We start from the raw sequence: 19,949 nt of genomic DNA, 5'->3' as shown, positions 1-19,949 counted from the left end.
ACGTCAGATCCGGGCGCGGCGCACGCGCTGCCGCTGCGCCCCGAGACGATCGATCTCGAGTGTCATCTCATCGCCGTCCGCGAGGTACGGGAACCGGCCGGACAGGGCGACGCCCTCCGGCGTGCCGGTGTTCACGACGTCTCCCGGCTCGAGCACCATGAACCGGCTGAGATGGTGGATGAGGTCGAGCACGGGGAACACCATGTCCGCCGTCGACGAGTCCTGACGGACCTGTCCGTTCACCCAGGACCGCAGCCGCAGTGCCTGCGGATCGACCTCGTCGGCCGGCACGAGCACCGGACCGAGCGGGTTGAACGTCTCGGCGCACTTGCCCTTCGACCACTGTCCGCCGGACGCCTCGATCTGGTACTCGCGCTCCGACACGTCGTTGGAGACGGCGAACCCCGCGATGACCTCCCGAGCATCCTCCGGGGACGACAGGTAGCGCGCCCGCCTGCCGACCACGACGGCGAGTTCCACCTCCCAGTCCGCCTTCTGGGCCCCGGGCGGCAGCAGCACGTCGTCCTCGGGACCGACGATCGTGTTCGGATGCTTGAAGAAGATCACCGGCTCGGCAGGCGGTGCCGACCCGGATTCCGCGGCATGAGCGGCATAGTTCATCCCGATGCAGACGACGGCCTGAGGGCGCGCGATCGGTGCGCCGACGCGCAGGCCCGCGGCATCCGCCTCCGGCAGAGTTCCCGCCGCCAGAGCTCGTCGCACCCGTCCGATGCCGTCGGCCGCGAGGAATGCCCCGTCGATGTCGTCGGTGAGGGACGCGAGATCTCGCAGGGCGCCGTCGTCGTCCCGCACGAAGGGGCGCTCGCGTCCCACCGGTCCGAGTCGCATGAGGTCCATGGCTTCTGCTCCTCCGGTCAGCGGGCGTCGCGGTACGCGGGGTTGACGACGGGGACGCTCTCTCCGGAGAGGTGGCGGATGATGTTGTCCGCGGCATGCACGGGGAGATCCTCCAGCGCCTCCGGAGAGAACCAGGCGGCGTGCGGAGAGAGCAGCACCTCGTCCATGTCGCGCAGGGGCGAGGACGCCGCCAGCGGTTCGCCCGCGAACACGTCCAGTGCTGCCGCGCCGAGATGTCCGGAGCGCAGGGCGTCCGCGAGCGCCTCCTCATCGACGAGCGGGCCCCGGCAGGTGTTCACGACGACGGCACCGCGCTTCATGGTCGCGAGCGCCGCGGCGTCGATGAGGTGACGCGTCGCATCGGTGAGCGGGACGTGCAGCGTCAGGATGTCGGCCGCGCCGATGGCCTCCGGGATCCCGACCGGTTCGCAGCCTGCCTCCCGCACGGACTCCGCGGACGCGAAGGGGTCCGCCACCAGCACGCGGAACCCGAGACCGCGCAGCCCTCTGGCCACGAGCGAGCCGATGCGGCCGAACCCGAGAACGGAGACCGTGGTGCGCGACGGACGCACAGCCATCGGGCGCGCATCCACCGCCTTCCATGCACCTGCGCGAACGGCTCTGTCGTATGCCGGCAGGCCGCGCCCCTGCGCCATGATCATGGCGATCGTGTGCGCCGCGACCTCTTCGATGCAATAACTCGGAGTGTTCGCGACCGCGATGCCGCGCGCTGTCGCCGCGTCGACATCGATCATGTCGTAGCCGATCCCGACCCGGCTGATGATCTTGAGCTCCGGCATCCGGTCCATCACGTCGGCCGTGATCGGAGCCCACTGCACCACGAGCCCTTCGGGACTCCCCTGCGTCGCGATGTCCGCCGGACTCGCCGACGGGGCGCGCTCGGCCCGCAGGCCGGCCGCCCGGAGCGTGTCCTCGATGACGGTTCCGGGGAGATCGCAGTCGCTGATCACGATGAGAGGCGAGGTCATGCACAGATGCTATAGCAAATAGCACTGCATGAGACAGCCGCCTCGCGGGCGCCTCGATTTTGCTATAGCGTTTCTGCATGAGCATTCGCCGCGCCCTCATCACCGGAGCCAGCTCCGGAATCGGAACCGCCGCCGCCCTCGAACTCGCCGGTGAGGGCCACGCGCTCTGGATCACCTATGCGGGGCGCCAGGCCGAGGCGGAGTCGGTCGCCGCGCAGTGCCGTGCCGCCGGAGCCCCCGAGGTGCACGTCACCCGACTCGACCTGCGGGACGCCGCATCGGTGGAGGCGCTCGTCGCCGAGGTGTCGGCGCAGTGGGGGTCGCTTCACGTGCTCGTCAACAATGGCGGGGTCTGCCCGTACACCGCGTACGAGGACATCGACATCGACGAGTGGGATCTCGTGATGGAGACGAACGCTCGCGGAACTTTCCTCCTCACACGCGCGGCACTGCCCCTGCTCCGTCAGGCCGACGGCGATCGATCGGTCGTCAACATCTCCTCCATCGCCGGCCAGGTCGGCGCGCTCCAGACCGGCCTCCACTACGCCGCCAGCAAGGGCGCCATCCTCGCGCTCACCCGCAGCTTCGCTCGCCATCTGGCCCCGGAGGGCATCCGCGTCAACGCCGTCACCCCGGGCCCAGTCGCCAGCGCGATCACCGATCAGCTGCAGGGCGAGGGACGCGCGAGACTCGCGTCGTCCATCCCCCTCGGCGACTTCGGCCAGCCGGCGGACGTCGCCTGGATCATCTCGGCACTGGCATCGGAGCGGTCGCGCTTCATCACCGGCGCCACCTACGACGTCAACGGAGGAGTTCGCATTGACTGATCACCGCAGCGCCCTGGACACGGTGCAGGCCCAGCTCGACGCCTTCAACGCGCACGACCTCGACGCCTTCGTCGCGACCTACGCCGAGGATGCCGTCATCACCGGCGTCGCGCCGGAGCCGATCGTCGGGCGCGACGCGATCCGGGCCTTCTACCGGCCGCGACTGGCGAACCCGGAGCTGTCCTGCGTCATCGACACGCACGTGCTGTTCGGAGCCCGCTGGGTGGTGGCGCAGGAGCAGGTCGTCAACGCCGGCGTCGCGACCGAGACGATCGCCACCTTCGACGTCCAGGACGGCGTCATCGCCCGCGCCTCGATGCTCAAGGCCTGAACTCGCGACGCCGGCGGCGCTGTCGCCCCGCGCCGCCTCAGTCCCGGAAACGCGCGCGCAGCACGGGGTCGACGGAGATGTCCCCGAACGACGCCGTCCAGGCCCCGTCGACCGCGATCGACTGCCCCGACAGGTACGGGGCCTCGTCGGACAGCAGGAACGCCACCACGGCCGCGACCTCGTCCGCCCGGGCGATCCGACCCATGGGCGGCCCCTCGGCGAGCGCCCGCTCGGCGGCTCCCGGGTCGGGAGAGCCTGCGATCTGCGCCTCCAGGTGCGGCGTGCGCACTCCGCCCGGCGCGACCGCGTTGGCGCGGATGCCGAGCCCGCCGTACGTCGTCGCGAGGCTCCGCGTCAGCGCGTCGATGCCGCCCTTGGTGAACTCGTAGGCGGCGTGGTCGATGAAGCTCGCTCGCCCGTGGATGGACCCGACGTTCACGATCGCCCCGGCCACGCCCTGGTCCAGGAAGGCGGAGACCGCCGCGGAACTGCCCCACAGGTAGCCGAAGCCGTTGATGCCGACGATCTCGCGCACGAGGTCCTCGTCGAGGTCGTGCAGCGGCGTGCGCCTGGTGATCCCGGCGTTGTTGACCCAGCCGCTCAGCGGTGCCCGCGCCGTCGCCGCTGCAGCCGCGCGCTCGTGCGTCGATCGGTCGGCCGCGTCGCCGAGCACGACCTCGGCGCACAGCCCCTTCTCCACCGTTCCCGATCCCGGCGAGCGCTCCACTCCGACGACGATCCAGCCGTCCGCGGTCAGACGCTCCGCGATCGCGCGACCGATCCCCTTCCCGCTCCCGGTGACGACGACGCTCTTCATCCCATGCCCCTCTCGAATTCGAAGACCGACTCGACGAAACCGAACCCCAGCCCCGGCGCCGCGGTCGGCCGGACCGTCCCCGTGAACAGCGGACCTCCGCGGATGAGGGACGGGGACGGATCGTATGGATTGCCCTCACGGGCGAACGTCTCGACGCCGATCCCGAGGTGCGCGGTGACCTCGGGATACACGTGCCCCGACACGGGCACGCCGCGCTCCCTCGCCCAGGAGATCAGGTCGAGCGCCGGGGTGACCCCGCCGATCGCCACGACGTCGAGACGGAGCACGTCCACCGCATCCTGCTCGACGAGCGCGCGCAGCACGGCCGGATCCGTGACCTCGTCACCGACCGAGAGCCGCATCCCGGTCTCGCGCCGGATGCGGGCGCATCCCGCCACGTCCTCTGGGAGCAACGGGTCCTCGAGCCACGCGAGTTCGGGGTCGCCCCACTGCACGATCTCCGCGAGCGCCTCGTCGGCGTCGCGCCACCCGAACCCGACGTCCACGACGAGTCCGGTCCCGGTCGGGAGGTCCCGGGTGATGCGGGCGATCAGTTCGCGCATGTAGGCCGGATCGGGTGAGCGGGAGATCTTCACGGTGGTCCATCCCGCAGCCTGCTCCAGCACCTCGTCGGCCACCTCCCCGGGGGTGCGATCGGGTGTCGGATAGGCGGCGACGAGCATCGACGGCCGCGGCGCGTCGCCGACGCCGAGCAGGCGCCACAGCGGTTGTCCGGCGCGGCGCGCGGCGATGTCCCACATGGCGATGTCGACGAGGCCGATCGCGCGCCGCACGAGGCCGACCCGCCCCACGATCGCACTGCCCCGAAGCATCCGCTCCCAGGCCGCCCCCGGATCGTCCGCGTCGGCGCCGAGGGCGTGCGGAGCGATGAGCCGGTCGACGATCTGGGCCATCGGCGCTTCGCGGGAGAGACAGTACGCGTGCCCGGTGTTACCGTGCGCGTCGGTCGCACGCACGGCGCTGTACTCCCGCCGCGTCACGGTCATGGCACCGAGCCGCAGGGGTGCGGGCAGCGGCAGCGCGGAGGTCGCGGTGGCGACGGAGACGATCGAGGTCACTGCGGCCTCTTCGCGAGCGGGATGCCGTAGTCCACCATGAACCCGCCATCGACATACAGGGTCTGACCGTTCATGTACCGGGAGTCGGGACCGACGAGGAAGCTCACGGCTGCGGCGATCTCGCTCGCATCGGCGAGACGCCGGGCCGGGATGCGGTTCAGGATCGTGTCGAGGTCGAGCGTGCCCTGGTCGATGCCCTGTCGGAAGACGCCCGTGTCGACGTAGCCCGGAGCCACGGCGTTCACGCGCACCCCGCGCCCGGCCCACTCCGCGCCCGCGGTCGCGGTCAGGCCGATCACGGCGGCCTTCGTCGTCGCGTAGGGCGCCCGGCCCGCCGAACCGCGCGACGAGATGGAGGAGATGTTGACGATCCGGCCGGCGCCGCGCGCCACCATCCGGCGCCCGGCTGCCTGCAGGCACAGGAACACGCCGTGCAGGTTCACGTCGACGACAGCCGACCACTCCTCCCAGGTCAGGTCCTCGATGGCGCGATGGCGCTGGATCCCCGCATTGTTGACGAGGACGTCGATCGGGCCGAGCTCGGCTTCGATCTCGCGGAAGACCCGCTCGACCGCAGACGGGTCGGTGACGTCGAGTTCGCGCCACAGGATGTCGGCTTCCTCTCCCGCCGCGGTCAGGCCGGGAACGCGGTCCGCCGCGACGACACGGTAGCCGTCGCCGACGAGGCGGCGCCCGATGTCCCAGCCGATTCCTGCGGCACCGCCTGTGACGACGGCGATGGGGGCGGTGGGGGTCATGTCTCTCCTCGGCTCGGGTGCGGTGGTGGTTCGTGGTGCATCAGGTCAGAAGACCTCGGATGAGCTCCGCGGCGTGCTCGATCAGCTCTTCCAGCGCGCCGGGCGCGAGCGGGGTCTGCCAGGCCTGGTAGCCGCCGCGCTCGTAGGCGTCCGTCGTGGGCAGGTAGACGAACCCCGGCCCGTTCGTGAGGTTCATCACGATGAGGGCGACGTCGGGGAACCTCGCGCGCAGCGCGCGCTGCAGGAGGGAGTACGCCTCGCCGGGATGCCCCACGATGATCGCGTCGCCGAGCCGCCAGGCCCAGACGGGATGCCTCACGGTCGGTCTCTCGTCGATGTAGCCCTCGCGCAGATTCCGCGCCCGCCCCAGGCGCTCCTCGCGGGATCGGGGGTCGATGTCCTTCCACTCCTCGGCGAGTTCGTCCAGGGTCGGGAGGTCCCGACGCCGCAGCTCGACGCTGCGCGACGCGCCCGCGACCTGTCGGCTGCCGCCGACGGGGCGCGCTTCCCACATCGCCAGCGGCGCACCGGATTCGACGACCCCGGTGAGCGTGACCTCGTTCCCGGGATCCGGCAGCGCGTCCAGCGCTGCGAGGACGGCGTGACCGAGGGAGCGCCCGTGCCGATCCGCGACGGCGACGTCACCGGTGTACTGCTCCCGCGGGGCGAGCTCTCCCGAAGCGCCCTGAACGAACAGGCACGGCGCTCCGGTGGCGGTCTCCACGATCTCGCGCATGCCGCCCACGTAGTCCGGCGAGACGGTGCGGTTCTGCCAGGCGAGGGTCGTCGGGTGGCACGCGTAGTTCACGAGCGTCGCTCGCACCGCGCCCGCGGCATCGGTCACACGACCGATCACGACCGTGTCGTCGGCTTCCTCCCGCGGATTGAAGCCGACGAGCGCGCGCCCGTCGAGGTCGAATTCGCGGTCGGCCGCGAGCGCGCAGCGTCCGCTGGTCCACTCGATGAGGGCGGGAGAGGCGTTTTCGAGCGCTTCGCGCCCGGCGGCGATCCCGGCTTCGGCCAGTGCCTCCAGGTATCCGGGGATGAGGTCTCCGCCGGGAAGGTGGGCATCGGCCGCGCACAGCACGGCTCCCGCATGCGTGTGCGAGAGCGACAGCATGACCTGGTCGTCGACGAGGCCCAGGCCCGCGAGGATCGCGCCGCGCACCGCCCGCTCGTCGGCGACGCGACGCCACCAGGTGCCGTCCACGGCCAGCAGGACGCGCGGGCGGGCGTCGTCGCCGATCAGCGCGAGGGCGCTGAGGGTTAACGGCCGGTGAGCGCCCTCCGACCGCTCCCAGTCCGCCGGCCCCCAGTTCTTGGCGCGGATGCCCGTCGGCGGGGTGATGTCGCGCCGCGCGACCCCCGCGTTCAGCGAACTGCGCGGAACCCGGATGCGAGCGCCGACGGTGATCGCCCCCGCGGTCGCGTCCGTCCCGGTCTCGCGTGTCATTCCTTCGTCCCTTCGACCGCGACGGCCGATGCCGCATCGACCGGCGCGGTGAACTCCGATCGGCGGCTGAGGACGAACCCGATGCACGCACCGAGCAGCGTCAGCGCGGCGATGAGCAGAAGTCCCCAGATCGCCGACCCTGTGGTCTCGCTGATCCAGCCGATCGCGTACGGACCCGCGAATCCCGCGAGGTTGCCCACTGAGTTGATGAAGGCCAATCCGGCCGCCGCCGCGGTGCCGGTCAGGACCATGGGCGGAAGGCTCCAGAACAGCGGTGTCGTCGAGAACAGTGCGCTCATGCCGATGCATAGGGCGACGAGCGACACGGCGGGCGTGGACTGCGCCACGACCGCTGCGATCAGCGACAGCGCGGTGATCGACAGGGTGATGCCGATCTGCAGCGGGATGTTGCCCTGCCGGCGCGCCGCCCTCTCCCACGGGATCATCGCGACGGCGGCGCAGAGGTTGGGCAGCGCGACGAGCCATCCGGTCGTCGAGTTCGAGAAGTCGCCCATGGCCTGGACGATCGTCGGCAGCCACAGACCCAGCCCGTACGCTCCGAAGACGACACCGAAGAAGAGCAGGATCAGTGTCCACAGCCGCCCGTTGCTGAACACCTCGGCCAGCCGGAGCCTGCCGTGGCGCTGCTCGGTCGCGGCCGTCTCGCGCGCGACCGTGTCGGCGATCCATCGCTGCTCCACCGGGGTGAGCCAGCGGGCGTCCTGGGGCCGGTCGGGCAGCCAGAAGAACACGACGAACGCCAGCAGGACGGCCGGGATGCCTTCCAGGACGAACACCAGCTGCCAGCCGTCCAGGCCCCACATCCCGTGCAGCTCCATGATCCAGCCGGAGAGGGGCGCGGCGACCGCATTGGCGATGGGGTTGGAGAGCGCGAAGACGACCAGCACCTGAGTGCGGTACTGGCGGGGGAACCACAGCGTGAGATACAGCAGCACGCCGGGGAAGAACCCCGCCTCCGCGATGCCGAGGATGAATCGGGCGATCGCGAACTGCGTGCTGTCCTGCACGAAGGCGGTCAGCACGGCCACGATGCCCCAGGACACCATGATCCTCGCGATCCACTTGCGGGCTCCGAACTTCTCCAGCAGCAGATTGCTCGGCACCTCGAACAGCAGGTATCCGATGAAGAAGATCCCGGCGGCGAAGCCGAACGCCGCCTCGGTCATCTGCAGGGCCTCGGTCATCTCCAACTTGGCGAAACCGGCGTTGTTCCGGTCGATGTACGCCACGAGATAGAGCAGCCCGAGGAACGGACCGAGCCTCCAGATGGCCTTCTTCATCGCGCCGGCGCCGACTGCGGCGTCGGCGTCGAGAGCACGCGGCTGGGACATGACAACTCCTTCGTCATCGATTCGGGACTTTGCTATAGCATCTAGCAAAGTCCCGAGGTTGTCCAGCGGCCGACCGGATGCCATAGCATCGGACACGTGCGCAGCGTCTCGGACCAGAACATCGCCGAACAGGTCACGGACGAGCTTCGCGCGGCCATCCACTCGGGCGAGCTCGCACCGGGCGAGCGCCTGGTCGAACGCCGGCTCGCCGCGCAGCTGGGTGTCAGCCACATCCCGGTTCGCGAGGCGCTCACGCGGCTGAGCGAAGAGCGTCTCGTGGTCAGGGAACCGCGCCGCGGCGCACGCGTCGCAGAACTCACCGCGCGCGATCTGGAGGAGATCTCCAGCCTGCGGATCGTGCTCGAGCAGTTCATGGCGACCCGAGTGCAGGAGCGCTGGAACGCGGAGTCCGCCGCCAGACTGGGCGCCGTCGTCGATGCAATGTCCCGCGCCGAGCCGGGCGACATCGCCGAGGTGCTCCGCCAGGATCAGCTGTTCCACGCCACTCTCGCCGAGTTGGCCGATCACCGCTTCCTCGATGAGGTGAGTGCGCAGCTCCGCGGTCGGATCGCCGGATTCCTGCACGCTGCGAACGCCGCGCTGGACCCGGCCGAGCAGCAGCAGCACGTGCACAGTCATCAGCAGATCCTCGATGCGATCGCCAGCGGAGACCCGGACCGCGCCCGCGACGTCATCGCGGCGCATGTCACGGCGGCCTTCGCGCGCATCCGCCTGGCCGAGACCGCGGACGCCGAAGGCTGAGCCCCCGGGAACGCCACCGCGGGGACCGACCGATCCGGCCGATCCCCCGCGGCGTTCCCGATCAGACCGCAAGGTTGCCGGCGAGCACGACGTGCTCGGCCTCCTCGGGGACGGTGCGCTTCACGCCGGTCTCGGCGTTGGCGGTGTGCAGGAGCGTGGAGCCGGAGCCGAACGCCGCGGCGGCCAGCTCGATCTCCCCGCCGTCGAAGCGGCAGCCGCTGGCACGATAGTGGTTCTGCCCGCCGGTCAGCGAGATGTGCTTCGCGTCGCCGGTGAACGTGCTGTCCGCGAGCAGGACGCTCAGCACGCCGTCGCCGCTGCGCGACAGCATCGTCCCCTTCGTGCCGGTCACGCTCGTGCCGCCGATGATCTCGACGGACCGATCGCCGGCGGCGGCGACGACGCGCACGCCGTCGAGGTCGACGCCGTCGAAGCGAAGCCGTGTCGACGACGAGGTGAGGCCGCCGTCGCGATCGCCGCCGGTCAGCCGGCCGCCGCGGAACGTCACGGGGGCGCTGCCTCCGAGCGCGATCCCGTTCACCCCGGCCAGCGTCGTGTCCACGAAGACGACCGGCTTCTTCACCGTCGCGTTCGTCAACTCGCCCCCGGCCGCGAACGTGAACTCGGATGCTTCGATGACGGTGGGCCTCCGGGAGGCATCCGATGCCTGCGTGATGATCAGAGTGTCCGTGGCCGAGCATCCGCGCAACTGCGCGCCGTCCGCGTTGATCCACAGCATTCCGGATCCCTCCAGGGACGGCTTGCCGATGACCTTCACGTCCTCGAGGGTGAGGTCGGTCACCTTCACGCGTGCGACGAACCACGAGCAGACGTGCTGACGGACCGTGATCCGCTTCGCCGCCGACCCCCACGCCGCACCCGAGTTCGCGAACGTCATCAGCCCCGAGTTGCCGACGTAGGTGAGGTCGTGCTCGAACTGGCCGTGCGTCACGAACGGTCCCTGATCGTCGCCGTCGCCGTGGCAGTTCTCGACCAGCCCGTACGCGCTCGCGGTCCAGTCGTTCAGGTGCCGGGCATTCGACGTGTGGCAGTTCGCGACGTAGCCGTACAGACAGTAGATCTGCTGAGTGAGGTAGCCGGCGCCGCCCCAGGTGACGGATGTCGGGTTGGTCAGGTTGCAGCTGTCGGTGGTGAAGTACGTGTTCCAGCGCCGCATCACCAGCGGCCAGAACGTCGCCGTGCCGTCGATGTGGTCGACGTCGCAGCGCACCGCGTACTCGAATGCGATCGGATGCGAACCCGTGAACTGGTCCGTGCCCTTCCCCCGGAACCGCAGGTTCGAGATGCGCACGTCCTGCACCGGCTCGACCCGCCTCCAGGTCATCGAACGATCCTTGCCGAGCGGCCAGCCGTTCTGGTAGTTCACCCGGATGTGACGTCCGTCGACGATCTGGGTCACCTGCACCAACCGCTGCAGCTCCCGCTCCCAGCGGCCGGAGAGCGCGTTGACCTCGGCCGCGTACCAGGCGCCGACCTCGAAGAACGAGGAGTCGCCGACCGGGAACACATCGGCCAGATCGGGGACCGCTTCGCCGAGCTTCGCCTCGTGCACGGCATCCGTGACGGTGCCCTGGAAGAAGAGGACGGCGGCGAAGGGGTCGTCCTCGGCGGCGTTCTCGATGCCCTCGGTCGTCATCAGGTGATTGCCGAAGTCCAGGACGATGTTCGATCGGGTCAGGCGGTGCCGACGGACGAAGTTCAGGTCCGAGTGCGCCTCGATCCGGTGGATCGCCGCGTCGTCCACCATGACGTCCAGGGCGTCGTCCGCAGGCGTCTCCGGACCGAAGATCCCGAAGGCGCGGAAGTCCAGAGTCCCGGTGTGCACGCGCACCCAGACGCCCTTCTTGCCCGCCACGACCGTTCCGCCGTTCGGCTTCGGAGCATCCTTCGACACGAAGCGGAAGAGGCCCCCGCCGCCGTCCCCCGGTGTCGCGTAGCCCGCGACGGCGACGATGTCATCGGCCTTCGCGCTGAGCTTCGCCAGGGCGGCGACGTCGGAGGCCGAGGCGGCCTCCCTGGACATCCGCACGATCGCGGGCTGCGCCGCACTCGCCGGCTTCGCGCTGCCGACGGCCGCGATGCCGCCCAGAGCCGCCGCTCCGAAGCCCGCCAGCACCATACGACGAGTGCGCCCGGTGGCGGTCAGCGCCGTGTCGTTCTCGACGATCTCGGTCATGGATCCTCTCTCTCCGCGGCACCGCCGCGATCAGGGGCGGGCGTGCGCCCGCCGGGTCTCCTCCCCAGAGGTCTGCGGCCTCGCGCTGCGGCGGCCGAGGCGATCGTGTTGCGGTACACCGCGAGGGTGCGATCCGGCGCGACCGGGACGACGGCGTGCTCGCCGAGCCGGAGGATCGCGTCGGCCGCTCCGCCGTACCCCAGGCCGTCGGAGTCGTCCGGAAGCACGAGGTCCCGGATCCCGTCGTCCGTCCACACCCGGAGCGCGTACCGGTCCGAACCGCTGACGCCCGAGACGGTCACCGTCACCGCAGTCTCGCCGACGCGGGCGTGCACGGATCCGAGCACTTCGGATGCCGTCCCGATCGCTCCGTAGGTGCGGACGGCCGAGAGGATCTCCGCGTCGGCCCCGGGCATCAGAACGTCGAGCATCTCCCACGCATGGACCCCGATGTTGATCATCGTGCCGCCCGCCCCGGCGGGATCGTCCTGCCATGCCCGGTCGCCGGAGAGGAAGCCGGCGATGTCGTGCTGCGCGTGCACCTCGATGGCGTGCAGCGCCATCCCTCTCAGGCCGGCGGCGAACTCCTCCAGCGCAGGGGCGAAGCGCAGCACGGAGGACGTGAAGCGCGCAGCGGGCGACACGCTCGCCCACCGCTCGAGACCGGCCGGGTCCGCGGCGACCGTCTTGTTGAAGAAGGCGGGAACGCCCGCATCCGCGCAGGCCAGGGCGACGGCCGCGGCACGAGGCGTTCGCACCGTGACGACGACGACGTCCGGCTCGATGGCGAGCAGGCCGTCGAGGCCCTCGTGCACATCGGCGGCGAATCGCATCGAGAAGTCGCTCAGCCTCGCCGGATCGTCCGCATCCCAGACCCCCGCGATCTCCGCACCGCGCGCCACGAGGTTCGCGGCGTCCGCGAACGGATGCGAATGGGCGACACCGGCGAACGCGATCCGCATGCTCAGCCCATGATCGCGCGCTGCTCGCGGCTGATCGCGTGCTCCAGCGGGCGACCCGCGGCGAAGGCCGCGATCTCGGCCGTCACGATCCTCCCCTGGCGCAACCGCCCCTCGTGCGTACCCGCGGCACGATGCGGCGTGAGCAGCACGCCGGGCGCGGTGCGGAACGCGCTGTCCACCGGCAGCGGCTCCTCGTCGAAGACGTCGATCGCGGCCGACAGTCGTCCGGTCGCGAGCTCGGCGAGCAGAGCCCTCTCGTCCACGAGCCAGGAGCGCGCGGTGTTCACCAGCGCTGCCCCGTCCGGCAGCAGGGCGAGCTCCGATGCGCCGATCAGGTGGTGCGTCTCGGGGAGGGTCGGGGCATGCAGGGCGACGACGGATGCCGTGCGCAGCGCCTCGTCCAGGCTGCGCAGCGGCGCGCCGAGCTGCGCAGCTGCCTCCGGATCCAGAGTGGGATCGACGAGCACGGGGTCCGCACCGAGTGCGCGGACGAGCTCCAGATAGGCCCGTCCGGTGCGGGATGCGCCGACGATGACGATGCGGGCGCCCAGGATCTCGTGCTGGACGAGGGACGGGTCCCACCACCCGGCGCCGCGGCGCAGCGCGTCGTGCATCTGCGGCACGCGGTGCAGCAGCGCCAGGGTGAACGTCAGCGAGACCTCCGCGACGGAGCGCGCCATGCCCGCACCGGCCTGGGTGACGACGATGCCGCGGTCGTACAGCTCGTCCGTGACGAAGGGGCGGATGCTGGCGCCGGTGTGCGCGACCAGCTCCAGCGCCGGGAGGCCGTCGAGGACGGACGCGTCGAACGGACGCGCTCCCCAGCTGGTGACCACCACGCGCACCGCGGTCGCATCCGGCACCTCGGCGAGGTCATCGACGCGCAGGAACGCACCGCCGAGCGAACGAGCGGCCTCCGTGAGCGCATCGAGGTCCTCGGGCGCGAAGAACTCCCGCGCGAGCCCCTCCGGCACGACGGCGACGATCGTCGGCGCGCTCATGAGAGCCACGCGTCCCGGTGCTCGGCGATGAAGGCGTCGTCGTGCAGCTGCGGATAGGCCCGTCGCACGCGGGAGATCTCCTCCGCCTGCCCGGGCGACAGCCCTTCCGAGGGGTCCAGGCACCATATGCCTTCGAGCAGACCCTGCTGACGCAGCACCTCGTGGACGCCTGCGATGACGCCGTGGAAGTCGTTGCCCGGGTCGAACACGGCCTGATTCACGTCGACCATGTCCGCGGACGCCGATCCCAGGTCGCGATAGGCCTGCACGTCGCCCGCGGCCGCGCGATGCGCGGTGTCCAGCATCCGGACCGCCGCCCGCGTGCCCACGGCCCACTGACCGAGCAGGCCGCCGACGAAGCGCATCGTCCGAGGCCCCTCAGGGGAGTCGACGTGGAACTCGGCGAGAAGATCGGACACGATCGCGTCGTCATTGCCGGTGTAGAGCGCGATGTCGTCCGCCCTGCCCGACTCGGCGACACCCCGCACGAGCTCGAGCGTGCGGTAGCGGTCGAACGGAGCGGACTTGACCGCGACGACGGACGGGATCTGCGCGAACTCCCGCCAGAACGCCCGGTCGAGCACCGGCCCGCCGATCGCCTCCTGGAGGTAGAAGCCGATGATCGGCAGCACCTCGCCGACCGCGCGGGCGCGATCGAGCAGTTGCGCGTCATCCGCTCCCGGCACGCGCGGGCTCACGAGCACGGCGTCGTAGCCGAGCGAGCGGGCCAGTTCCGCCTCCGCGACGGCCTGCGCCGTGCCGCCGGACACCCCGGCCACCCGGACGACGTGCTCCTCGGCGGCGTCGAGCTCCTCCGCGGCGAGCGCCAGCACGGGTTCGAACAGCGCGTGCTCGGGATCGCGGATCTCGAACTGCGTGGTGTGGACGCCCACGGCGACACCGCCGGCGCCCGCCGCGATGTAGTAGCGGGTCAGCGCGCGCTGGCGCCGCTCGTCGAGGGCGCGCTGGGCGGTGAGCGCGAGCGGATGCGCCGGGATGACGGCACCGGTGGACAGTGTCTTCGCTGCGGCGGCGCGCATCGCGGGAACCACGAGCATCAGAACTTCCCGTCCCGCACGGCCCACTTCGTCGGCTTGGCGATGAGCGGGAGTCCGTCGCGCAGCCACTGCGCCTGCCACTCGATGAGCGTCTCCGCCGATGCGCTCGGGTAGCCGAACAGCGCCATGCACCGCCGCGCGTCGCTGAGCAGCGCCGTGGGCTGGGGATCGTCGACGAAGGCGACCTCGGTGCCGAGCAGATCGGCGAAGCGACGGGCGATCGATTCGACGCTGAGCAGTTCCGGGCCGGTCAGGTTGATCGTGAAGACGTCGGATGAGGCGTGGGCGAGGCTGCGCAGCACGACCTCGTTCGCGTACCCCTGCCAGATGACGTTGACATTGGACGTCGCGAGCGAGACGGGCTCGCCCGCGTGCACGGAGCGCCCGATGTCCGCGAGCACCCCGTAACGGAGGTCGATGGCGTAGTTCAGGCGGATGATCGCCACCCTCGTCCCGCGCTCCTGCGCGCCGAACTCGAACACCCGCTCGCGGCCGAGGCAGGACTGGGCGTACTCGCCGATCGGCGCCGGCGGCACCTGCTCGTCCGCACCGCCGGATGCCGCGGGGACGAAGGGATACACGTTGCCGGTCGACAGCACGGCGATCGCACTGTCCCGGTAGCGGCGCGCGATGCGATCCGGCAGCGCCGCGTTGACCTCCCACGCCCAGGACGCGTTCGTCGCGGCGCCGAACTTCGCACCGACCATGAACACGACGTTCTCGGCGTCCGGCAGAGCGGAGAGGTCGTCGTTCTCGATGAGATCGAAGGGCACGACCTGCACGCGGGCCGCCTCGAGCCGAGCGCGCACGTCGGCGTCGCCGAAGCGGGAGACCGCGTACACGGTGTCCTGGGTCCGCCCGGCCGCGTCGAGCCCTCGCCGCGCGAGCATCGCGAGCGTGGGCCCCATCTTCCCTCCGGCGCCCAGGATGACCAGATCGCCGCTGCCCTTCGCCAGGTCCTCGACGAGTCCGTCGCTCGGCGTGCCGAGAGCCTGCTCCAGCTCCGCCTCGGAGGCGAATCCCTGCTGTGTCACGTGTCCTCTTCCTTCCATCAGCCCTTGATCCCCGTACCGGTGACGCCCTCTTGCACATACCGCTGCGCGACGAGGTACGCCATGAAGATCGGGATGAGCGCCACGACCGAACCGGCCAGCATCACGCTGAGCGGCACGTTCTGCTGCTGCAGCGACGAGATGCCGACGGTCAGTGTGAACATGTCGTTCGACTTCGCGATGATCAACGGCCAGAGGAAGTCGTTCCAGTGCCACAGGAACACGAAGATGCCGAGAGTCGCCAGCACGGGCTTGCACAGCGGCAGAACGATCTGCAGGAAGATCCGGAACTCCCCGGCGCCGTCGATGCGCGCCGCTTCGAACAGCTCGTCCGGCAGTCCCTCGATGAACTGCCGCATGAGGAAGACCGCTTGCGCGTTCGCGAGGGTCGGCAGGATCAGACCCCAGTACTCGTCAACGCCGCCGAGGTTCGCGATGAGGATGAAGGTCGGGATGAGGGTGACGTGGAACGGCACCATGACCATCGACAGGAACGACCAGAAGATGACCTCTTTGCCCGCGAAGCGCTTCTTGGCGAACGCGTACCCGGCCATCGCCGAGAGGAACAGCACGGCCACGACCGAGACGAGCGAGTACACGAGCGTGTTGAACAGCCAGACGAGCAGGTTCTGCCCGCCGAGCACCTGCTCGTAGGAGGCGAGGGACAGGTCTCCCCAGGGAAGCAGGGATGCCGGGAAGTCGACGACCTTGTCGGGCTTGAGGCTGAGCACGACCATCGCGTAGAAGGGGAAGAAGCTGAAGATCGCAGCGAGGCCGAGCCAGAGCCAGCGCAGCACGATGCCCTTCCCGGAGGGCTCCAGCGCGCGGTAGGAGCGCTGCTTGCCCCGCGGGTTCACAGTGGACAGAGCGGTGGTCATTTCTGCTTTCCGATCACGAGGCGCTGGATCAGCGCGACGATGAGGGTCATCACGAACAGGGCGACACCGGCTGCGGCGGCATAGCCGTACTCGAAGTACTTGAAGCCCTGGTCGTAGATGAGATAGACGAGGGAATAACTGGCGTTGGCCGGGCCGCCCTGGGTCATGACGTAGATCACGTCGAACACCTGGAAGGCGGCGGTCGTCTCGATGACGGCGAGGAAGAAGATCGTGGGCCGCAGGTGCGGCAGGATGATGAACCGGAAGCGCTGCCAGCCGCTCGCGCCGTCGACCAGCGCCGCCTCCTCGAGCTCGCGCGGGATGTCCTGCATGGCCGCGATCATGATCATCATCCCGTATCCGAAGCGCGACCAGACCCCGACGACGACGATCGCCGGGATCACGAGCACCGTGCTGGCCAGCCACGATCCGCCGAGCCCGAGGGGCGTCATCAGCGCCGACCACGGGCCGTCGCTGGAGAAGATCCAGACGAAGATCGATCCGGCCAGCACCAGCGAGGTGATGACGGGCAGGAAGAAGATCGAGCGGAAGAAGCGCGATCCGCGGAACGCGCGGCGCACTCCGAGCGCCATGACGGTCGAGAGCACGAGCGAGATGGGCACCGCGAAGACGGTGTACAGCACGGTCGTCGACAGCGCGCGCCAGAACAGCGGATCGGCGATGAGGCGCTGGAAGTGGTCGAGACCGCGCCACGCGATCTCTCCGGAGATGTCGTAGTCGAAGAAGCTCAGGGCGACGCCGGCGATCGCCGGGCCGAAGCGGAAGGCGAGGAACAGGAGGAACGCGGGCAGGACGAACAGGAGCGCCACCCGCGCTTCCCGCCGCGCCAGGACGCGGGTCGTCAGGCCCGGCCGCTTCCTCGTGGGACTGGTCGTGGTCATGTGCTCAACACCTCATTCGGCTCGATGCCGGGACGCGCCCGCGCGGGCGCGTCCCGGCATCAGCGGGTCACTTCAGCAGCGGCTCTGCGGCGGTCGCGGCATCGTTCAGCGCGTCCTCGGGGGACTTCTGCCCGAGCAGCGACGCCTGGACCTCCGGCGACAGCACGCCCATCAGGGCGCGGGAGCTCTCCGCGAGCTCGCCGACGGTCGTCAGCGGGACGTACTGCTCCACCTGGCCGAGCAGCGAGTCCGCCGCGTAGATCGGGTCGGTGTCGAGCGCGGAGAAGAAGCCGGACGCCTCGAGGTACGGCTTGATCACGTCAGCGCTCGTGGCGAACTCGGCGAAGGCACCGGCCGCTTCCTTGTCCCCCGCGCTCTTGAGCATCGACAGCGACCCGACCGTGCCGTAGGCCACGGACTCCTCGTCCGTGAGCGGCGGGAGGACGCGGATGTTCTCCTCACCCCAGAACGGCTCGAGCTCCGGGACCGAGTTGTTCCAGGTGCAGCCGACCGTGCCCTGGGCGATGGCCGTCTGCTCCAGCGGCACGGACGTGGTGAGCGCGTCGGGGTCCAGAGCGCCCATGTCCGCGAGCTCGGTGATGAACTCGAGCGCGCTGACGCCCTCCGGGCTGTCGAACCCGACCTCGCCCTCGTCCGTGTACACCTCGCCCCCGGCCTGCCAGAGAAGGGGGTAGTAGGTCATGTTGAGGGTGTTCTCTGCGGATGCGGGGTAGTTCAGCACGTACATGCCGGCATCGACGAAGGCGGGCGCGATCTCGCGGATGTCATCCCAGGTCTCCGGGAACTCGGTGACGCCGGCCTTGTCGAACGCTGCCTGGTTGCAGATCAGCGTCATGGCGCTGGTGAGCATCGGAGCGCCCATCATGCCCTCGTCGAGAGTGACGGATTCGGTGACGTTCTCGAGGATCTGGTCCTTGTGGCCGTCGCTCAGGTAGTCGTCCATCGGCTCGATCGACGACTCGTAGGCGGTGAGCTGGTCCGGGATGAGGTAGACGAGGTCGGGACCCTTGTTGGCGGCGATCGCGGTCTGCAGGCTCTCGTCGCGGTTCGCCCAGGGGAAGATCTCGTAGTCGACGGTGATCCCCTCGTTCTCCGCCTCGAAGTCTGCGATCGTCTGATCCCAGAACTCCTTGTGGGCGGCCTCGTCGGCGATCACGGGGTACAGCCACACGGTGACGTGCTGGTCGCCGGAGGCCGCGTCCCCGCCTCCAGCCGAACATCCGGCCACAAGGCCGACGGCGGCAAGTCCTGCGACTGCGCCGATGAACTTCTTGACTCGCATGGTGCTCCTTTGCTGAACCGTCCAGGGTGGTGCCATTATGACAGCACGCTGTGATAATTGGTCAAGAGCTCGTATGTAACGAGTTCGTTAACCGCAGAATCACGACCATTACGCGAGCCGACCGCAATGCTCGATTTTCGCGAGAACGGTGTGCTAATTTGTTCGCACGTTCCCGCCGCCATGAAAGGGAGGAAGGTCGAATGAGCCAGCAGCAGGCGCCGACGCCGCTCCCGGTCCGACTCGCCCTTCATCTGCGCGAGCATGGCGCAGCGACGGTCACCGAACTCGCGCACGCGCTGCTCGTGTCCCGCACCTCCGTCGAGACCGCCCTGGGCGCTCTCCTCGACAGCGGTCTGGTGTCCGACGCACCCGCGGCCGAGGCGAAGGGGGCGGGCCGTCCGGCGCGCCGGTTCGCCTTCCAGGCGGACGGCGGCGTCGTCGTGGGCGTCGATGTCGGCGCCCACAGCATCCGGGTCGTCCTCGCCGATCTCGCCGGAACCGTGATCGCGCAGACCACCGCCGCCGGCCTGGCGGCCGACGCCGACGGCGCCGCCCAGGTCGTCCAGGTCGTCCAGGTCATCACGGATGCCGCACAGGACGCCGGGATCCCGCTCGGGCGCTTCCGCGCCGTCGGCGTCTCCCTCCCCGGGATCGTCGACGACAGCGGGCGGGTGATCGCCTCGGTCGTGATCCCCACCTGGGCGGGAATCGACATCGTCGCTCATCTGCGCTCCGCCTTCGGATGCCCGATCGTCATCGACAACGGCGTGCGCCTGGCGGCGGTCGCCGAGCACCACCTCGGCGCGGCCCGGCTCGTGAACGAGGTCCTCTACCTGTCGGTCGGAAACCGCGTCGCGGCCGGGCTCATCTTCGACGGGCGAGCCCGCCGCGGCGTGCACAACGTGGCCGGGGACATCGGACGCCTCGCATTCCGGGGACTGAACGCGCGAACCGGTCAGATCGACTGGCGCAGCGCAGAGTCCGCCGAGGCCGTGTTCCGACGTGCCGAGGAGGGCGATGGGGAGGCACAGGGAGAGCTGAGCTCTTTCGTCGACGAGCTGGCGCACGGCATCGCCACGCTCGTGATGACGGTCGACCCCGCCATCGTCGTCATCGGCGGCGGCCTGTCCCTCGCGCGAGAGCGGCTTCTCGTGCCTCTCCGCGAAGCCGTCCGCCGGCACATCGGGCTGCCGATCGACGTCCCCATCGTCGGCGCGCGCCTCGGTGCAGACGCCGCCGCCCATGGCGCCCTCATCTTCGCCTTCCACCGCTGCATCGCGGATGTCTACGGCATCCCGCAGATGTCCCCTCCCCCGCTGACACCGCTCGCACCGCCCGAGACGGTCGGCGCCTGATCCTGCAAAGGAGCC

General features: G+C 70.1%; 19 protein-coding genes. 4 read left to right on the top strand and 15 right to left on the bottom strand.

Annotation, left to right across the window (positions count from 1 at the left end; genetic code table 11):
* Positions 1 to 3 precede the first annotated feature (3 nt).
* The gene (locus KYX17_RS19620; protein ID WP_243228759.1) at positions 4 to 858 is read right to left on the bottom strand and encodes a fumarylacetoacetate hydrolase family protein; all 855 of its coding nucleotides are present in this window, start codon (positions 856 to 858) and stop codon (positions 4 to 6) included.
* A gap of 17 nt (positions 859 to 875) precedes the next feature.
* Positions 876 to 1,847 carry a C-terminal binding protein gene (locus KYX17_RS19615; RefSeq protein WP_243228758.1) on the bottom strand — a complete coding sequence of 324 codons (972 nt, stop codon included), beginning with the start codon at positions 1,845 to 1,847 and terminating at the stop codon, positions 876 to 878.
* 77 nt (positions 1,848 to 1,924) lie between these two features.
* On the opposite strand from KYX17_RS19615, the gene KYX17_RS19610 reads away from it, so the two are divergent.
* Positions 1,925 to 2,674, top strand: coding sequence for an SDR family NAD(P)-dependent oxidoreductase (locus tag KYX17_RS19610; RefSeq protein WP_243228756.1), 750 nt, complete (start codon positions 1,925 to 1,927; stop codon positions 2,672 to 2,674).
* Positions 2,667 to 3,005, top strand: coding sequence for a nuclear transport factor 2 family protein (locus KYX17_RS19605; RefSeq protein ID WP_243228754.1), 339 nt, complete (start codon positions 2,667 to 2,669; stop codon positions 3,003 to 3,005). The genes KYX17_RS19610 and KYX17_RS19605 overlap by 8 nt, the downstream gene beginning before the upstream one ends.
* 37 nt (positions 3,006 to 3,042) lie before the next feature.
* On the opposite strand, the gene KYX17_RS19600 is transcribed toward KYX17_RS19605, so the two are convergent.
* From KYX17_RS19600 to KYX17_RS19580, 5 genes are read right to left on the bottom strand one after another with little or no spacing between them, the layout of a single operon-like run.
* Positions 3,043 to 3,822, bottom strand: a complete 780-nt coding sequence (locus KYX17_RS19600; protein ID WP_243228752.1) for an SDR family NAD(P)-dependent oxidoreductase — start codon at positions 3,820 to 3,822, stop codon at positions 3,043 to 3,045.
* Complete coding sequence (locus KYX17_RS32335) at positions 3,819 to 4,901, bottom strand: enolase C-terminal domain-like protein (protein WP_243228750.1); 1,083 nt, start codon at positions 4,899 to 4,901, stop codon at positions 3,819 to 3,821. Before KYX17_RS32335 ends, KYX17_RS19600 begins: the two co-directional genes overlap by 4 nt.
* Entirely contained in the window at positions 4,898 to 5,659 is a 762-nt protein-coding gene (locus tag KYX17_RS19590) for an SDR family NAD(P)-dependent oxidoreductase (protein ID WP_243228748.1), read from the bottom strand. The genes KYX17_RS32335 and KYX17_RS19590 overlap by 4 nt, the downstream gene beginning before the upstream one ends.
* Positions 5,660 to 5,699: 40 nt before the next feature.
* Entirely contained in the window at positions 5,700 to 7,112 is a 1,413-nt protein-coding gene (locus tag KYX17_RS19585; protein ID WP_243228746.1) for a hypothetical protein, read from the bottom strand.
* Positions 7,109 to 8,464, bottom strand: a complete 1,356-nt coding sequence (locus KYX17_RS19580; protein WP_243228744.1) for an MFS transporter — start codon at positions 8,462 to 8,464, stop codon at positions 7,109 to 7,111. Before KYX17_RS19580 ends, KYX17_RS19585 begins: the two co-directional genes overlap by 4 nt.
* Positions 8,465 to 8,560: 96 nt before the next feature.
* On the opposite strand from KYX17_RS19580, the gene KYX17_RS32330 reads away from it, so the two are divergent.
* Positions 8,561 to 9,226, top strand: a complete 666-nt coding sequence (locus KYX17_RS32330) for a GntR family transcriptional regulator (RefSeq protein WP_243228742.1) — start codon at positions 8,561 to 8,563, stop codon at positions 9,224 to 9,226.
* A gap of 61 nt (positions 9,227 to 9,287) precedes the next feature.
* On the opposite strand, the gene KYX17_RS19570 is transcribed toward KYX17_RS32330, so the two are convergent.
* The 8 genes from KYX17_RS19570 to KYX17_RS19535 form a co-directional block, all read right to left on the bottom strand.
* Complete coding sequence (locus KYX17_RS19570) at positions 9,288 to 11,423, bottom strand: peptidase C14 (protein ID WP_243228740.1); 2,136 nt, start codon at positions 11,421 to 11,423, stop codon at positions 9,288 to 9,290.
* Positions 11,420 to 12,385 carry a hypothetical protein gene (locus tag KYX17_RS19565; protein WP_243228738.1) on the bottom strand — a complete coding sequence of 322 codons (966 nt, stop codon included), beginning with the start codon at positions 12,383 to 12,385 and terminating at the stop codon, positions 11,420 to 11,422. The genes KYX17_RS19570 and KYX17_RS19565 overlap by 4 nt, the downstream gene beginning before the upstream one ends.
* Before the next feature lie 2 nt (positions 12,386 to 12,387).
* Positions 12,388 to 13,386 (bottom strand): hydroxyacid dehydrogenase, encoded by a 999-nt coding sequence (locus tag KYX17_RS19560; RefSeq protein WP_243228737.1) that lies wholly within the window; start codon positions 13,384 to 13,386, stop codon positions 12,388 to 12,390.
* Complete coding sequence (locus KYX17_RS19555) at positions 13,383 to 14,444, bottom strand: dihydrodipicolinate synthase family protein (RefSeq protein WP_243228735.1); 1,062 nt, start codon at positions 14,442 to 14,444, stop codon at positions 13,383 to 13,385. The genes KYX17_RS19560 and KYX17_RS19555 overlap by 4 nt, the downstream gene beginning before the upstream one ends.
* Complete coding sequence (locus KYX17_RS19550; protein WP_243228733.1) at positions 14,444 to 15,478, bottom strand: NAD(P)-dependent oxidoreductase; 1,035 nt, start codon at positions 15,476 to 15,478, stop codon at positions 14,444 to 14,446. Before KYX17_RS19550 ends, KYX17_RS19555 begins: the two co-directional genes overlap by 1 nt.
* 17 nt (positions 15,479 to 15,495) lie before the next feature.
* Complete coding sequence (locus KYX17_RS19545; protein WP_243228732.1) at positions 15,496 to 16,374, bottom strand: carbohydrate ABC transporter permease; 879 nt, start codon at positions 16,372 to 16,374, stop codon at positions 15,496 to 15,498.
* Complete coding sequence (locus KYX17_RS19540) at positions 16,371 to 17,276, bottom strand: carbohydrate ABC transporter permease (RefSeq protein WP_243228730.1); 906 nt, start codon at positions 17,274 to 17,276, stop codon at positions 16,371 to 16,373. Before KYX17_RS19540 ends, KYX17_RS19545 begins: the two co-directional genes overlap by 4 nt.
* Before the next feature lie 67 nt (positions 17,277 to 17,343).
* Positions 17,344 to 18,579 (bottom strand): ABC transporter substrate-binding protein, encoded by a 1,236-nt coding sequence (locus KYX17_RS19535; RefSeq protein ID WP_243228728.1) that lies wholly within the window; start codon positions 18,577 to 18,579, stop codon positions 17,344 to 17,346.
* A 200-nt stretch (positions 18,580 to 18,779) separates the two neighbouring features.
* Here KYX17_RS19535 and KYX17_RS19530 point away from each other — a divergent pair, with 200 nt between their 5' ends.
* Positions 18,780 to 19,934: an ROK family transcriptional regulator gene (locus KYX17_RS19530; protein ID WP_243228726.1), complete on the top strand. Its 1,155-nt coding sequence runs from the start codon at positions 18,780 to 18,782 to the stop codon at positions 19,932 to 19,934.
* Positions 19,935 to 19,949 lie beyond the last annotated feature (15 nt).

This window comes from Microbacterium sp. CIAB417 (genome assembly GCF_022788845.1).
The sequence above is the reverse complement of the archived record's forward strand: the minus strand, read 5'-3'. Positions and strand labels throughout refer to the sequence as shown.

What these genes read in the sequence shown, in the direction of transcription:
- KYX17_RS19610 (WP_243228756.1), top strand. Translation starts at nt 1,925, where the DNA reads ATGAGCATTCGCCGCGCCCTCATCACCGGAGCCAGCTCCGGAATCGGA.
- KYX17_RS19620 (WP_243228759.1), bottom strand. Translation starts at nt 858, where the DNA reads ATGGACCTCATGCGACTCGGACCGGTGGGACGCGAGCGCCCCTTCGTG.
- KYX17_RS19600 (WP_243228752.1), bottom strand. Translation starts at nt 3,822, where the DNA reads ATGAAGAGCGTCGTCGTCACCGGGAGCGGGAAGGGGATCGGTCGCGCG.
- KYX17_RS19615 (WP_243228758.1), bottom strand. Translation starts at nt 1,847, where the DNA reads ATGACCTCGCCTCTCATCGTGATCAGCGACTGCGATCTCCCCGGAACC.
- KYX17_RS19545 (WP_243228732.1), bottom strand. Translation starts at nt 16,374, where the DNA reads ATGACCACCGCTCTGTCCACTGTGAACCCGCGGGGCAAGCAGCGCTCC.
- KYX17_RS19555 (WP_243228735.1), bottom strand. Translation starts at nt 14,444, where the DNA reads ATGCTCGTGGTTCCCGCGATGCGCGCCGCCGCAGCGAAGACACTGTCC.
- KYX17_RS19590 (WP_243228748.1), bottom strand. Translation starts at nt 5,659, where the DNA reads ATGACCCCCACCGCCCCCATCGCCGTCGTCACAGGCGGTGCCGCAGGA.
- KYX17_RS19535 (WP_243228728.1), bottom strand. Translation starts at nt 18,579, where the DNA reads ATGCGAGTCAAGAAGTTCATCGGCGCAGTCGCAGGACTTGCCGCCGTC.
- KYX17_RS19540 (WP_243228730.1), bottom strand. Translation starts at nt 17,276, where the DNA reads ATGACCACGACCAGTCCCACGAGGAAGCGGCCGGGCCTGACGACCCGC.
- KYX17_RS19570 (WP_243228740.1), bottom strand. Translation starts at nt 11,423, where the DNA reads ATGACCGAGATCGTCGAGAACGACACGGCGCTGACCGCCACCGGGCGC.
- KYX17_RS19580 (WP_243228744.1), bottom strand. Translation starts at nt 8,464, where the DNA reads ATGTCCCAGCCGCGTGCTCTCGACGCCGACGCCGCAGTCGGCGCCGGC.
- KYX17_RS19585 (WP_243228746.1), bottom strand. Translation starts at nt 7,112, where the DNA reads ATGACACGCGAGACCGGGACGGACGCGACCGCGGGGGCGATCACCGTC.
- KYX17_RS19565 (WP_243228738.1), bottom strand. Translation starts at nt 12,385, where the DNA reads ATGCGGATCGCGTTCGCCGGTGTCGCCCATTCGCATCCGTTCGCGGAC.
- KYX17_RS19560 (WP_243228737.1), bottom strand. Translation starts at nt 13,386, where the DNA reads ATGAGCGCGCCGACGATCGTCGCCGTCGTGCCGGAGGGGCTCGCGCGG.
- KYX17_RS19530 (WP_243228726.1), top strand. Translation starts at nt 18,780, where the DNA reads ATGAGCCAGCAGCAGGCGCCGACGCCGCTCCCGGTCCGACTCGCCCTT.